Genomic DNA, 14,230 nt, shown 5'->3' with positions numbered 1-14,230 from the left:
GGGACTTTCCTGGTACTGCGGGTGGAGAGCCGGATGCGGCCCTGCCATGGTACGGGGTGGTGGCGGGGTGTGCCCTGGCACCATCGGACCGTCGGAGTCGTCGAAGGGACCCGGATGCACGCGTGGGCACGGAGGATCTCCAGGGACTGGCCGCCGGAGGAGGTGCGCGTCACCCGCGGATGGCACCTGGGCTTCGCGGGAGGGGTGACCTTCCGAGCCAACTCGGCGGTGCTCCTGGACCCGGAACGCGCGGACCCGGAGGCCGTCGAACACTTCTACCGGGAGCGGGGCGCTCCTCCGGCGGTCCAGGTCTGGGACGGGATGGACGACCTCGACCGGGACCTGTCCGCGCGGGGCTACCGTTCGGTGCACCCCGCCCTGGTCATGGTGCGCGACCTGGACGGCGTCAAGGGTCCGGGGGACCGGTTCGAGGTCCTGCCGCGCCCGGACGGGCGCTGGCGGGCGCTGTGGTCGGCCGAGGGGACCGCCGCGCGGGTCGTGGAGGGCCAGCACCGGATCATGGACCGCGTTCCCGAGATGGCGTACGCGGTGGAGACCGCCGGGGCTGCGCGGGGCTGCGCGTCCCTCGCGGACGGCTGGGTGGGTCTGTACGCGATGCTCACGGCGCCGGAGGCGCGGGGCCGGGGGCTGGCCGCGGGGATCGTCGACGCGCTGCTCGCCTGGGGGCGTGACCGGGGCGCCGAGCGCGCCTACCTGTGCGTGATGGACGGGAACACGGCGGCGCTGCGCGCCTACGGGAGAGCGGGCTTCACCCGGGCGGACCGCTACCACTTCCGGGTGGGCGAGCCGTAGCCGCGCGGCTGGGCGACGCCGCGCCGGAGGCGTCGGATGAGGCCGGTGGTGCGCGCACGACGAAGGGCGGCGGCCCCTTCCGGGTCCGCCGCCGTACGTCTGTGTTCCGTGTGAAGTTGTCGTCCCGCGGCTAACGCTCGTCGGCGGTGGCCTTGCTCGCGGTGAGCCGCTCCGTCTCGTCGTGGATGTCCGAGGCGATCTTGCGGAGGGACTCGTCGTGCTTGCGCATGTGGTGCGCGCAGAAGAGAAGCTCGCCGCCGGAGTTCAGGAGCACCCGGACGTACGCCTGTGCACCACAACGGTCGCAACGGTCGGCAGCCGTCAGCTGCTGGGTGGGGGCAAGGGTTCCAGTCACTTCGCCATCCTCAATACTCGGCGTTAGTCACCTCTGACAACATCTAACCGGCCGCGGACGTTCCCAACCGGCTCGGGAGTACGCCGACAGCGGAATCCGCCCGGTTGGTTCCTTGGGGGAACGATGTGGGGGTTTTGTGGTCCGCTGTCGCTTCCCTACCTTCCTGATACCCCGTGCGGACCTCCGGCATCCCCAGAAAGCGGGAGTATCCAGGTCGCATCCACAGGAGGTGGTAGTCTCGCGCGGGGCAGCACCCGTCGCCGCGCTCCCGCGGCCCCGCACGGGCGACCCCCGGCGACGACGCCGGCCGCCGCTCAGGCGGCGCGCGACCCCGCTACCCCACGACGTGGAATCCGGCCGGCACGCCGTGGCCTGCCCCCTATCGTCGGTGCGGCGCGGTACAAAGGGCACGCACCGCATCAGAGCTCCGATGGCCCTCAAGACGCAGGAGATGTCCGAGTGACCGCCTTGACCGCAGCCGTCCACGACCCCGAGGATTACTCCGCTCGGCACCTGTCGGTCCTGGAGGGCCTGGAGGCGGTACGCAAACGGCCGGGCATGTACATCGGGTCCACCGACAGCCGCGGCCTCACCCACTGCATGTGGGAGATCATCGACAACTCCGTCGACGAGGCGCTGGGCGGCTTCTGCACCCGGATCGACGTCACGCTCCACACCGACGGGTCGGTCTCGGTCAGCGACGACGGCCGCGGCATCCCCGTCGACGCCGAGCCCAAGTCCGGCCTGTCCGGCGTCGAGCTGGTCATGACCAAACTGCACGCGGGCGGCAAGTTCGGCTCGGGCTCCTACACCGCCTCGGGCGGCCTGCACGGCGTCGGCGCCTCGGTCGTCAACGCCCTGTCGTCCCGGGTGGACGTCGAGGTCGACCGCCAGGGCCGCACCCACGCGATCAGCTTCCGCAGGGGCATCGCCGGCCGCTTCGCCGGAGCCGGACCGGACGCCGAGTTCACGCCGGTCTCCGGCCTGGAACAGGTCCGCAAGGTCGCCGCCACGATCACCGGGACCCGGATCCGGTTCTGGCCGGACATGCAGATCTTCCTCAAGGACGCGGAGATCGCCCGCGAGTCCCTCCTCGACCGCGCCCGCCAGACCGCGTTCCTCGTGCCCGGGCTGACCATCGCCGTGCGCGACGAGCGTGCCGAAGGCGAGCCCGCCTACACCGAGGAGTTCCGCTTCGACGGCGGCATCGGCGAGTTCTGCACCTTCCTCGCCCCCGACGAGCCGGTCAGCGACGTCCTGCGCATCCAGGGCTCGGGCACGTTCACCGAGACCGTTCCCGTCCTGGACGACGCCGGGCACATGGTCCCCGCCGACGTCGAGCGGCGCCTGGACGTGGACGTCGCGCTGCGCTGGGGTACCGGCTACGACACCACCGTCCGCTCGTTCGTCAACGTCATCGCCACGCCCAAGGGCGGCACGCACCTCAACGGCTTCGAGCGCGCCCTGGTCCGGGTGATCAACGACCAGCTGCGCGCGACCAAGCTGCTCAAGAACAGCGACGACCCCGTCACCAAGGACGACACGCAGGAGGGCCTGACCGCGGTCGTCACCGTCCGCCTGCCCGAGCCGCAGTTCGAGGGCCAGACGAAGGAGATCCTCGGTACCTCGGCCGCCTCGCGGATCGTCTCCCAGGTGGTGGGCAAGGAGCTGCGGGGCTTCCTCGCCTCCACGAGGAAGACGGAGAAGGCCAAGGCGCGCACCGTCCTGGAGAAGGTGGTCGGGGCGGCCAAGGCCCGGCTCGCGGCCCGTCAGCAGCGCGAGACGCAGCGCCGCAAGAACGCGCTGGAGAACTCGGCGCTGCCCGCCAAGCTCGTGGACTGCCGCAGCGAGGGCCTGGACCGCAGCGAACTGTTCATCGTCGAGGGCGACTCCGCGCTGGGCACCGCCAAGCTGGCCCGCGACTCGGAGTTCCAGGCGCTGCTGCCGATCCGCGGCAAGATCCTCAACGTGCAGAAGTCGTCGGTCTCCGACATGCTCAAGAACGCCGAGTGCGCCGCGATCCTCCAGGTGGTCGGCGCCGGGTCGGGCCGGACGTTCGACATCGACGCCGCGCGGTACGGCCGGGTCATCCTCATGGCCGACGCCGACGTGGACGGCGCGCACATCCGGTGCCTGCTGCTCACGCTCATCTACCGGTACATGCGGCCGATGCTGGAGGCGGGCCGGGTCTACGCCGCCGTGCCGCCGCTGCACCGGATCGAGCTGACCAACACCCGGCGCAAGCGCGGAGCGCGCCCCGAGGACCGCTACGTCTACACCTACTCCGACGCCGAACTGGCGCGCACCCTGCTCGACCTGGAGAAGCGGAAGATCTCCTGGAAGGAGCCGGTCCAGCGGTACAAGGGTCTGGGCGAGATGGACGCCGACCAGCTGGCCGAGACCACCATGGACCCGCGTCGGCGGACCCTGCGCCGGATCCGCGTGGAGCAGGCCGAGGAGGCCGCCTCGGTGTTCAACCTCCTCATGGGCAACGAGGTGGCGCCGCGCCGGAAGTTCATCCAGGAGGGCGCCCAGGAGCTGGACGTCGCCCGGATCGACGCCTGACCGAGCCTCGTGGGGCCCCGCCGCGCTTCGGCCCGCCCAGGAACCTAGCTCCCGGGCGGGCTCGGCGGGTCCCAGTCCCCGGTGTCGAGCAGGCGGTCGACGGCCGCCCGGTACGGCGCGGGGTCCAGCCCTCGCCCGTCCACCCACGCGTCGTCGTAGTAGCTGTGCTGGTAGCGCTCGCCACCGTCGCAGATCAGGGTGACCACGCTGCCCCTGCGCCCCTCACGGAGCATCCTGGCCACCAGGTGCCACACCCCCCACAGGTTGGTGCCCGTGGAGCCGCCCGCGCACAGCCCCGTGACGTCGTGCAGGTGGCGCATCGCGGCGATGCTCGCGGCGTCGGGCACGGGCATCATCAGGTCGATCACCGACGGGACGAAACTCGGCTCCATGCGGGGGCGGCCGATGCCCTCGATCCGGGACGGCATCCCCGTGGCGTAGTCGGCGGCTCCGGTCACCCACCCCGGGAAGAACGCCGAGTTCTCCGGGTCCACGACCGCCAGACGGGTGCCGAGGCGACGGTAGCGCAGGTAGCGGCCGATGGTGGCGGAGGTGCCGCCGGTGCCGGCGCCGACCACGACCCACTCCGGGCACGGGTAGCGCTCCATGGAGAGCTGCTCGAAGATCGACTCGGCGATGTTGTTGTTGCCCCGCCAGTCGGTCGCGCGCTCGGCGTACGTGAACTGGTCCATGTAGTGGCCGCCGGTCTCCCGGGCGAGCCGCTCGGCCTCGGTGTACATGTCCGGCGGGGAGTCGACGAAGTGGCAACGGCCCCCGTACCGCTCGATCAGGGCGATCTTCTCCGGGCTCGTCCGGCGGGGGAGGACCGTGACGAAGTCCAGTCCGACCAGCCGCGCGAAGTAGGCCTCGGACACGGCGGTGGAGCCCGAGCTGGCCTCCACGATCGTGGTGTCCTCGGTGATCCATCCGTTGGCCAGACCGTAGAGGAACAGCGAGCGCGCCAGACGGTGCTTCAGGCTGCCGGTGGGGTGCACCGACTCGTCCTTGAGGTAGAGGTCGATGCCCCACTCCGGCGGCAGCGGGAACACGTGCAGGTGGGTGTCGGCCGAGCGGTTGGCGTCGGCGACCACCTTGCGCACCGCCTCGTCGGCCCAGGCCCGGGCACGCTCACTGGTGCGGTCCACGCACGCGGAGCGGTCTGAGGGGTCGGGGCCGTCGGCTGCTGAGGGACGTGGCATGTGCAGCAGCGTAGCCGCTGCCGGTGAGCGCCGTGACCCGGCCGCGGACCGGGACGCCGTCACCCTGAGCGTCCGTGCCGGACGGACGCTCGGGGGTGCGCGGCGAAGGCCGCGCCGGACCGGTCAGTCGAGCGATCCGCCGGACATCGCGGCGTGCATGCGCCGGTAGGTCGCGGCCTCCTCGTGGCGGCTCTGGCGTTCCAGGGTGCGGGCGAGCGCGATGTGCGCCCAGTTGTCGACCGGGTCCAGTTCGATGATCCTGCGGAAGGTCCGTTCGGCCTTGTTGAGCTGTGCGGAGAAGAAGTAGGCGCGGCCGAGCAGTTCCAGGAGGGAGCGGCTGTTCGGCTCGTGTTCGACGATGGGCTCCAGGGTGCGGGCGGCGTAGATCGGGTCGCCCAGCTCCATGAACATGCGTGCTCGGTTGAAGGTCTCGTAGGTGTTCTCTTCCACGGTGCTCCTCTCGACGGCGCGGCCGTCCCGGATCACAACGGCCACCGGAGTGACCGCATTCCCAGGCGAGACACGGGCGCGGGAGGTGCTCGGCGCGCACTCGTGGAACGCCGCACCGCACCCGCCCCCATAGGTAGGGATCCCCGGACCGCGCGGTGCGCACACACGTGGGCCCGGCCGCCGGCGTCCGGCGACCGGGCCCACCCGGTGGCGTCAGAGGTCGACGGGGTTGACCCGGCCCGACTCCACGTCGTAGATCGCGCCCGCCACGGGCAGTCCCGCCGGCAGCAGGGGGTGGTGGCGGATCCGTTCCAGATCGTGCCTGAGCGCGCCGAGCTGGTCGCTGTTGGTGTGGAACTCCAGGCTGCGGGTGTCCACCCCGTACTCCTCCTGGATGAGGTCGTGCACCACGTCGTCGTTCTCGACCGAGGCCATCTTGCAGCGCGTGTGCGGCAGGACCAGGACCCGGTCCACGCCCAGCAGGTACACGGCCAGGACGAGCGTACGCAGGGTGTCGTCGGTCACCCGGGCGCCCGCGTTGCGCAGGATCTTGGCGTCGCCGGGCTTGAGGCCCAGCATGTCCAGGGGCTCGATCCTGGAGTCCATGCAGGTCACCAGGGCCAGTCCCCGGGCGGCCAGGGGCTTGAGGCCCTCGAGTGCGAACTGGGCCGCGTACGCGTCGTTGGCGGCGAACACGTCGTCGAAGGCGCCCGGCGCGCGGCTGGGGTCGATGGACTCACTCACGCGGGTTCACTCCCTGTCTCCATGGTCATGGGCCGTGTACATGGAACCAGGCCCGTGTACACGGCACGTTGCAACACGCTCAAACGCTCTGTCCGGGTGCTGTGAGTCCCACGTCGGTACGACCGGTGCCCACCGTGGTGATCGCGCGCGGCAGGGTCTCTCCCGAACCGTCGCGGCGGTCGGTGGTGTCGGGCAGACGCACCGGCTTGCCGTCCTCGCGGGCGGCGCGGGCGGGCGCCCGGCCGATCCAGCCGAACAGCAGCGTGTCCTCCCCCTTGAGGTACCGATGGCAGCGTACCCCGCCGGTCGCGCGCCCCTTCGAGGGGTAGGCCTCGAACGGTGTGACCTTGGCCGATCCGGCCTGGGTGCCCTCCAGGGCGTTGCTGGAGCCCGAGACGGTCACGACGACCGAGTCCTCGGGGGAGGGGACGGCGCCGAACCACAGGACGCGCGCCTCCTCCGACAGGCGGATGCCCGCCACACCGCCCGCCGGACGGCCCTGCGGGCGCACCGCGCCCGCCGAGAACCGCAGCAGCTGGGCCTCGGAGGTGACGAACGCGAGGTCCTCCTCGCCGGTGGACAGCTGCGCGGCGCCGACCAGCCGGTCGTCGTCCTTGAGCGCGATGATCTCGAAGTCGTCCTTGTTGGGCGGGTAGTCGGGGGCGATCCGCTTGACCACGCCGCCCTGGGTGCCCACGACGAAGCCCGGGCCCGAGGCGTCCATCGCGACCACCGAGACCACCCGTTCGTCTCCGTCGAGCTGGACGAACTCGGACACCTCCAACCCCGAGGCCAGGGGTGGGCGCTCCTCGCCCTCGTCGGGGAGTTCGGGCAGCTCGACCACCGGGACGCGGATCATCCGGCCCAGGTCGGTGACCAGACCGACGTCCGACCGCGAGGTCGTGGGGACCGACGCGGCGATCGCGTCGTGCTTGGTGCGCAGCCCCTCGTACATCGGCGGCGGGGCGGCGCCCCGGCTGCGGCCGACGGTGCCGTCCACGCCGAGCAGGACGTGGCAGGGCTGGTCGGCCATCTCCAGGGGGATCACCGCGCCCCGGGCGGCCCCGTCGCTCTCGCGCAGCTGGGTGCGGCGCGGCGTGGCGAACCTCTTGGAGACCTCGGCGAGTTCCTTGGACACCACACGGCGCAGCTTCTTGTCCGACTCCAGGATCGAGGTGAGCTCGTCGATCTCCTTGTTGAGCCGGTCCCGCTCGGTCTCCAGCTCCAGGCGGTCGAAGCGGGTCAGGCGGCGCAGCGGGGTGTCGAGGATGTAGCGCGCCTGGATCTCGGACAGGTCGTAGGCGCCCATGAGCGACTCGCGGGCCGCGGCGGTGTCGTCGGCCGCGCGGATCAGGGCGATCACGCGGTCGATGTCGAGCAGCGCGACGAGCAGGCCGTCGACCAGGTGCAGGCGCTCCTGGCGCTTGCGGCGGCGGAACTCGCTGCGGCGGCGGACCACGTCGAGGCGGTGGTTGACGTAGACCTCGAGCAGCTCGCGCAGACCGAGGGTCTGCGGCTGTCCGTCGACCAGGGCGACGTTGTTGATGCCGAAGGACTCCTCCATCGGCGTGAGCCGGTAGAGCTCCTCCAGGACCGCCTCCGGGTTGAAGCCGTTCTTGAGCTCGATGACCAGGCGCAGACCCTGGTTGCGGTCGGTGAGGTCCTTGAGGTCGGAGATGCCCTGGAGCTTCTTGGACTGCACCAGCTCCTTGATGCGGCTGACGACCTTCTCCGGGCCCACGTTGTAGGGCAGCTCGGTGACGACCAGGCCGGTCCGGCGCGCGGAGACCTTCTCGATGGAGACGGTGGCCCGCGTCTTGAACGTGCCCCGGCCCTTGCGGTAGGCGTCGCGGACGCCGTCCAGCCCGACGATGGTGCCGCCGGTGGGCAGGTCGGGCCCGGGAACGAAGTCGGTGAGTTCCTCCAGGGTGGCGTCGGGGTGGGCGATCAGGTGGCGTGCGGCGGCGACGACCTCGCCCAGGTTGTGCGGGGCCATGTTGGTGGCCATGCCGACCGCGATGCCCGAGGCTCCGTTGACCAGGAGGTTGGGGAACGCCGCCGGGAGCACCTCCGGCTCGGTCTCCTGGCCGTCGTAGTTCGGCTTGAAGTCGACGACGTCCTCGTCGATGGACGAGACCAGGAGTTCGGCGCTGTGCTCCAGGCGCGCCTCGGTGTAGCGCATCGCCGCCGGGGCGTCGTCGCCGCCGAGCGACCCGAAGTTGCCGTGTCCGTCGACCAGCGGGACGCGCATGGCGAAGGGCTGGCTGAGACGGACCAGGGCGTCGTAGATGGCGCTGTCGCCGTGGGGGTGCAGCCGGCCCATGACCTCGCCGACGACGCGGGCGCACTTGACGTGACCGCGGTCGGGGCGGAGCCCCATCTCGTTCATCTGGTAGAGGATCCGCCGCTGCACCGGCTTCATGCCGTCGCGGGCGTCGGGCAGCGCGCGCTGGTAGATGACCGAGTACGCGTACTCCAGGAAGCTGCCGCGCATCTCCTCGGAGACGTCGATGTCGATGATCTTCTCGGCGAGATCCTCGGGGGGACGGGAAGTTGTACGGGCCATGACCGTAATTCTGGCCTGTTCCAGAGACTGAAACGTACGCCGGCCGGTGGTTGGCGCGGTGTGACCCGCGCGACTGAGGGAGTTTTGGGCACGCGTGCGGGGGTTTCCGCCCGTGCGCGCGGCGCGGGCGGAAACCCCCTGCCGTCCCGGGGCCGGGCCCGCCGGGACCGGCCCGCCGTCAGTCGGTGAAGGGGATCGTGACGGTCGCGCCTTCCCCGGCCCCGGTCAGGACCGTCGAGGCGGCGTCGCCCAGAGCGCTCCACAGCTCGACGCGGACGGATCCCCCGTCCAGGTCGCCCAGCGGCCCCCCGGAGTCCGCCAGCCCCTGGCCGTGGGTGTAGTCCTCCCAGCCGTCCAGGTCGTCGGTGGCGAAGTAGCGGTAGGTCTCCACGCGGTCGTCCGTGCCGTCGCCGTCCAGGTCGTAGACCACGCGGACCTGGACCGCGTTGGCGACCGCGGCACCGGAGTCCACGGGCAGGGAGAAGGCCGTCGAGCCGCCGGTGTACGAGCCCGTCAGGCCGTCGGCGGCGAGGACCACCCGGTCCTGGGGCGGCCGCCCGTCCTGGTTGGCGCCTCCGGCGGAGGGCACGGTGATCCCGCCGGCCGGGCCCTGCGGGGAGCCGGAGAGCCCGGCCGGGGTCAGGTGGAGGGTTCCGTCGCCCACGTTGCCGTCCCCGTCACCGGGGTCGCCGCCACCCCCCTCACCCGTGGTGGAGGCCAGTGAGCGCGGGTCCGCCCTGAGCCGCGTACCGTCGGAGAACGTGACGGTCAGCGGGGTGTCGGACGGGTTGAACGCGACGTGGGTGCGCTCGTCGCCGTCGTCGAAGACCGCGTAGTGCGCGGTGTCGGCCGTGACGGAGGTGTCCACGGTCCCCACCTCGGCGAGGGTCGACACCCACTGGTAGGTGTGCGGCTTGGACTCACCTGCCTCGGGCTGGTAGGAGCTCCACTGCTCCTCGAAGCGCTGGAGCGCCAGCGGGCCGTCCGAGAGGGCCAGGTGCTCCCAGTGGATGTCCCGCCAGGTCTCGGGGCGGCGGCCGAGGCGGTCCTCCAGGGACCGGTCCAGCCGTCCCGCGTGCGCGGCGTCGTACCCGAGGTAGAGGGAGCCGGCGGTGATCGGCAGGTAGTTGATGCCGTAGTGCTCCTCCGGGGTTCCGTTCCACCAGATGCGGTAGTCGGCGCCGTCGCCCCAGACCATGGCGGCGATGTCGTTGGGGTAGTCGTCGGGGAAGGTCTGGCCGCCGTGGTCCTGCCAGTAGCGGGCGACGGTGGAGGCCTGCGTGGTGTGCAGGTACACGCCCAGGTCGCGCAGCTCGTCGTCGCCGGTCAGGGAGCCGAACAGGGCGGTGGCGGCGGCGAAGTGCATGCCCTCGGAGGAGGACTCCTGGTTGTTGCCCGCGGCGAATCCCGCGTGTCCCGACGCCCAGCCGTGGCCGGCGTAGGGGGAGAACGACCGCAGCCGGGGGAACATGTCGCTGTCGGGATCGGTCTCGGCGACGTCGCGGACGAGCAGGCGCACCATGCCGCCCCAGGCGTCCTCGGCGGCCCAGTCGGCGTCGTAGCGGGCGACGACGGCCGCGGCGGAGACGAAGTAGCCGTAGTGGAAGTCGTGGTCGTTGACCTCGGTGGCGGCACCGAAGCTGTCGGGGTAGCCGAGCAGGGTGCCCCAGTCCGGCTCGTAGTGGAACCGCCGCTCGCCCCCGGCGGTCAGCCACTCCTCCAGGCGGGACCTGACCAGGGACAGGAGTGCGTCGCGCGCCTCGGTGTGGCCCACGGAGTCGGCGATCGGGACCAGCTGGGCCAGCCTGCCCAGCGCCTTGCCGTCCCAGTAGGTGTCGCCGGGGGTGGGGAAGTGCTCCTGCTCGGCGAGGACCTCGTCCAGGAGGAGCCGCATGCGGTCGTGGTCGGCCGCGTCGACGGTCGGCAGGCTGGGAAGGATGCCCTGGGTGGTCAGCTCGGTGGTGAAGCCCGTGCCCTCCACGACGCGCATCTCTCCGCGCGGGGAGACGTAGGAGAGGTCGGTGACGGGTGTGGTGGCCGCTTGCCAGTGGTGCGGGTAGAGCGCGGTCAGGGTGCCCCGCCCGGCCCCCTCCCGCGGTTCGGTCTCCAGTCGGTAGGTGCTGGTCAGGGTGGCCGAGGCCGGGTCGTGGTCGTAGGAGACACGGGACCCGGTGACGAAGGAGTGGGCGTAGGGGGCGAACGTGCCCAGGTCGTCGGGCGAGGGCAGGAGGGCGACGGAGTAGTGGCCGCTGGCGCCGGTGGCGGCGGTGAAGGTGCTCCCGGAGCGGGACCAGGCGGTGCCGGAGGGGGCGAACAGGGCGTAGTGCCGGCCGTTCACGCTGGCCCCGACCACCGGGCCGTCCTGGTGCCAGACCTCGGGGGCGCCGGTGAAGGCGACGCGGGCGTCGCCGCCCGCGGTGTCGGCGTAGGCGAAGGGCAGGCCCTGGCCGATGGTGACGCGGAGGGTCCGCCCGTTTCCCTCCCAGTGGGGGGTGACGGTCCAGTCGCCGTGGTCGGCGACCCGGGTGTCGGGCGAGGCGAGCCCCTCGACGCCCAGGGAGAGGTCGGCGGTGTGCGGGTACTCGTACTTGAGCCCGTCCGCGACGATCCTGTGCTGGTCCGGGTAGCCGACCTCCAGCCCCTCGGAGTGCGGCCGGAAGCTCAGGGGGTGGGCGAACAGGTTCTCGCCGTACGGGTTGTCCGGGTAGCGCTGGAAGATCAGCGACGACCACCACTCGTTGGTGGGGGCGGGGCCGTCGAAGTCGTCGGTGACCTTGGGGTCGACCGGCGTGCCGTCGAGGTCCGAGGGGCCCGGGGCGCCCGCGGGCAGGCCCTCGGTGTAGCCGCCCGAACCGACGGGGACGTCGGCGGCGGAGGCGGGTGGTGCGGAGACGGTGACTCCGACGGAGCAGAGCAGGGCGCCCAGGGCGAAGAGGGTGCCGAGGCGCGCGCGTGCGGGCAGCGCGCGCCCGGTCGGCGGCGTGGGTGGGCGTGGGGTGGGCATCGGGGATCTCTCCTCGTGAGCGGGTGAGCTGAGGTGAGGACGGGGCGCGAGGGAGTGGGAGCGCTCCCAGGCTTCCGGGGTCGAGTGTGGGACGGCGAACGCCCGGTGTGCAATGCGGGGACGCCAATACGTTACGTGTTCGTTGCGAAGAGGAATCGCCGTCGGAGGGGCGGAGGGGACGGGACGGCGGCCGGCGTGGAACGGCTTGGGAGCGGCCCCGCGGAGACCGGCCCTGTGGACAGTCGCTCCGACCCCCCTTCGCTCTGGTACCAAGGAACGCATGGCGACATCTGCTGGCGGCGCGCACGCCACCGCGACCCACCCGGACGACTCCACGGCCCACGACGCCCCCCGCGACCGCTCGCGTTCCCGGGGCCACGGGCCGGCGCCTGGCGGCGCCCTGCGCGAGGCGGCAGAACGGCACCTGCGCGCGCTCGCCGGGGAGTCGGCACGGCTGCGCGAGGACCAGTGGACCGCCATCCACGCCCTGGTCGCCGACCACCGCCGGGCCCTGGTCGTCCAGCGCACCGGCTGGGGCAAGTCCGCGGTCTACTTCGTGGCGACGGCCCTGCGCCGGGCCGAGGGGGCGGGCCCCACCGTCATCGTCTCCCCGCTGCTGGCGTTGATGCGCAACCAGATCGCCGCCGCCGAGCGCGCCGGGATCCGCGCGCGGACCGTCAACAGCGCCAACACCACCGCGTGGGAGACCGTCTACGCCGACGTGGCCGCCGGGGAGGTGGACGTGCTCCTGGTCAGCCCCGAGCGGCTCAACAACCCCGAGTTCCGCGACCGGGTCCTGCCCGAACTCGCCGCCGGGGCGGGGCTGGTGGTCATCGACGAGGCGCACTGCGTCTCGGACTGGGGGCACGACTTCCGGCCGGACTACCGCAGGATCCGCTCCCTGCTGCACGACCTGCCCGACGGGATCCCCGTCCTGGCCACCACCGCCACGGCCAACGAGCGCGTCACCCGCGACGTCGCCGAGCAGCTCCAGGCCGGGGACACCCGCCAGGACACCCTCGTCCTGCGCGGTTCCCTGGAACGGGAGAGCCTGCGGCTGGCCGTGGTGGACCTGCCCGACCCCACCGCCCGGCTCAGCTGGCTGGCCGAGCACCTGCCCCGGATCCAGGGTTCGGGCATCGTCTACACGCTCACCGTCAGCGCCGCGCTGGAGACCGCCCGGTTCCTGTCCGAGCAGGGGCTGGACGTGCGGGCCTACACCGGTCAGACCGATCCGGACGAGCGCAGTCGGGCCGAGGACGACCTGCTGGCCAACCGGGTCAAGGCCCTGGTGGCCACGAGCGCGCTCGGGATGGGGTTCGACAAGCCCGACCTCGGGTTCGTCGTCCACCTGGGGGCGCCCCAGTCGCCCATCTCCTACTACCAGCAGGTCGGACGGGCGGGGCGAGGCGTGGAACGGGCCGAGGCGGTCCTGCTGCCCGGCCGCGAGGACCGGCAGATCTGGGCGTACTTCGCCGGGCTGTCCTTCCCTCCGGAGGACACCGTCCGGGAGACCCTCGGCGTCCTGGCCGCCGAGGAGGGACCGATGTCCGTGGCCCGGTTGGAGACCCGCGTGGACCTGCGGCGGACCCGACTGGAGCAGATGCTCAAGGTCCTGGACGTGGACGGCGCGGTCCAGCGGGTCCGCGGGGGCTGGATCGCCACCGGGCGGCCCTGGGAGTACGACGCCGAGCGGTACGCCGCCGTCGCGGCGGCCCGTGAGCGCGAGCAGCGCGCCATGCTCGACTACCTGTCCGCCGACACCTGCCGGATGGAGTTCCTGCGCCGCCAGCTCGACGACACCGCGGCCGAACCGTGCGGCCGGTGCGACGTGTGCACGGACGAGCACTGGCCCACGGAGGTCGACCCCGCGCGGCGCGAGGCCGCCGCCGACCACCTCGACCGGCCCGGCGCCCCGGTCTCCCCCCGCCGCCAGTGGCCCACCGGCATGGACGCCCTGGGGGTGAACCTGTCCGGGCGCATCGCCGAGGGATCGCGTGCGGGCGAAGGGCGGGCGCTGGCCCGGTTCACCGACGTCGGCTGGGGCACCGAGCTGCGCCGGATCCTCGCCGAGGACGCCTCCGACGAGCCGGTGAGCGATCGCGTGCTCCAGGGGGTCGTGCGGGTGCTCGCGGCCTGGGGGTGGCAGACCCGCCCGGTCGGCGTGGCCGTGATGCCCTCGCGCACCCGGCCCACGATGGTCACCGACCTGGCGCGGCGGCTCTGCGACCTGGGCCGTCTCGCCCCGGTCGGCGCGCTGGGGTATCGCTCGGAGGACGGGCCGGGCCCGCGTCGGCACAACAGCGCACTGCGCCTGCACCAGGTGTACTCGGAGTTGGTCCTGGGCGACGACGTGGCCGTCCGACTGGCGGAACTCCAGGCGAGGTCGCCGGGGCCGGTGCTGCTGGTGGACGACTACACCGACACAGGGTGGAGTCTGACGGTGGGCGCGGCGCTCCTGCGCCGGGCCGGTGCCCCGGAGGTACTGCCGCTGACCCTGGCCACGATGGGCGGTTGAACCGCCCCGGACGGGG

The 14,230-nt window shown here is 72.4% G+C and carries 9 protein-coding genes; 3 read left to right on the top strand and 6 right to left on the bottom strand.

What is annotated here, in order from left to right; all coding sequences use genetic code 11:
• Positions 1 to 114: 114 nt before the first annotated feature.
• Positions 115 to 813: a GNAT family N-acetyltransferase gene (locus tag ACIBFB_RS16840; RefSeq protein ID WP_397230978.1), complete on the top strand. Its 699-nt coding sequence runs from the start codon at positions 115 to 117 to the stop codon at positions 811 to 813.
• 130 nt (positions 814 to 943) lie between these two features.
• Here ACIBFB_RS16840 and ACIBFB_RS16835 read toward each other — a convergent pair whose 3' ends face one another.
• Positions 944 to 1,168 (bottom strand): hypothetical protein, encoded by a 225-nt coding sequence (locus ACIBFB_RS16835; protein ID WP_397230976.1) that lies wholly within the window; start codon positions 1,166 to 1,168, stop codon positions 944 to 946.
• 459 nt (positions 1,169 to 1,627) lie between these two features.
• On the opposite strand from ACIBFB_RS16835, the gene ACIBFB_RS16830 reads away from it, so the two are divergent.
• Complete coding sequence (locus ACIBFB_RS16830; protein ID WP_397230974.1) at positions 1,628 to 3,733, top strand: type IIA DNA topoisomerase subunit B; 2,106 nt, start codon at positions 1,628 to 1,630, stop codon at positions 3,731 to 3,733.
• Positions 3,734 to 3,777: 44 nt separating this feature from the next.
• Here the strand turns inward: ACIBFB_RS16830 and ACIBFB_RS16825 are convergent, their stop codons facing one another.
• From ACIBFB_RS16825 to ACIBFB_RS16805, 5 genes are all read right to left on the bottom strand, one after another.
• The gene (locus ACIBFB_RS16825) at positions 3,778 to 4,932 is read right to left on the bottom strand and encodes a PLP-dependent cysteine synthase family protein (RefSeq protein ID WP_397230972.1); all 1,155 of its coding nucleotides are present in this window, start codon (positions 4,930 to 4,932) and stop codon (positions 3,778 to 3,780) included.
• A 123-nt stretch (positions 4,933 to 5,055) separates the two neighbouring features.
• Complete coding sequence (locus ACIBFB_RS16820; protein WP_358567118.1) at positions 5,056 to 5,382, bottom strand: hypothetical protein; 327 nt, start codon at positions 5,380 to 5,382, stop codon at positions 5,056 to 5,058.
• Positions 5,383 to 5,595: 213 nt separating this feature from the next.
• Positions 5,596 to 6,126 carry a beta-class carbonic anhydrase gene (locus ACIBFB_RS16815; protein ID WP_397230970.1) on the bottom strand — a complete coding sequence of 177 codons (531 nt, stop codon included), beginning with the start codon at positions 6,124 to 6,126 and terminating at the stop codon, positions 5,596 to 5,598.
• Positions 6,127 to 6,205: 79 nt separating this feature from the next.
• Positions 6,206 to 8,692: a DNA topoisomerase (ATP-hydrolyzing) subunit A gene (locus ACIBFB_RS16810; RefSeq protein ID WP_397230968.1), complete on the bottom strand. Its 2,487-nt coding sequence runs from the start codon at positions 8,690 to 8,692 to the stop codon at positions 6,206 to 6,208.
• A 178-nt stretch (positions 8,693 to 8,870) separates the two neighbouring features.
• Entirely contained in the window at positions 8,871 to 11,696 is a 2,826-nt protein-coding gene (locus tag ACIBFB_RS16805) for a glycosyl hydrolase (protein ID WP_397230966.1), read from the bottom strand.
• A gap of 280 nt (positions 11,697 to 11,976) precedes the next feature.
• Here ACIBFB_RS16805 and ACIBFB_RS16800 point away from each other — a divergent pair, with 280 nt between their 5' ends.
• On the top strand, positions 11,977 to 14,214 hold the full coding sequence (locus ACIBFB_RS16800; RefSeq protein WP_397230964.1) for a RecQ family ATP-dependent DNA helicase: 2,238 nt from the start codon (positions 11,977 to 11,979) through the stop codon (positions 14,212 to 14,214).
• Positions 14,215 to 14,230: the final 16 nt, after the last annotated feature.

The sequence above is a fragment of the Nocardiopsis sp. NPDC050513 genome (assembly GCF_044457925.1).
In the GTDB taxonomy this organism is placed as follows: Bacteria; Actinomycetota; Actinomycetes; order Streptosporangiales; family Streptosporangiaceae; genus Nocardiopsis.
Note: the sequence above shows the minus strand (reverse complement) of the source record. Positions and strands in the feature narration are given on the sequence as shown.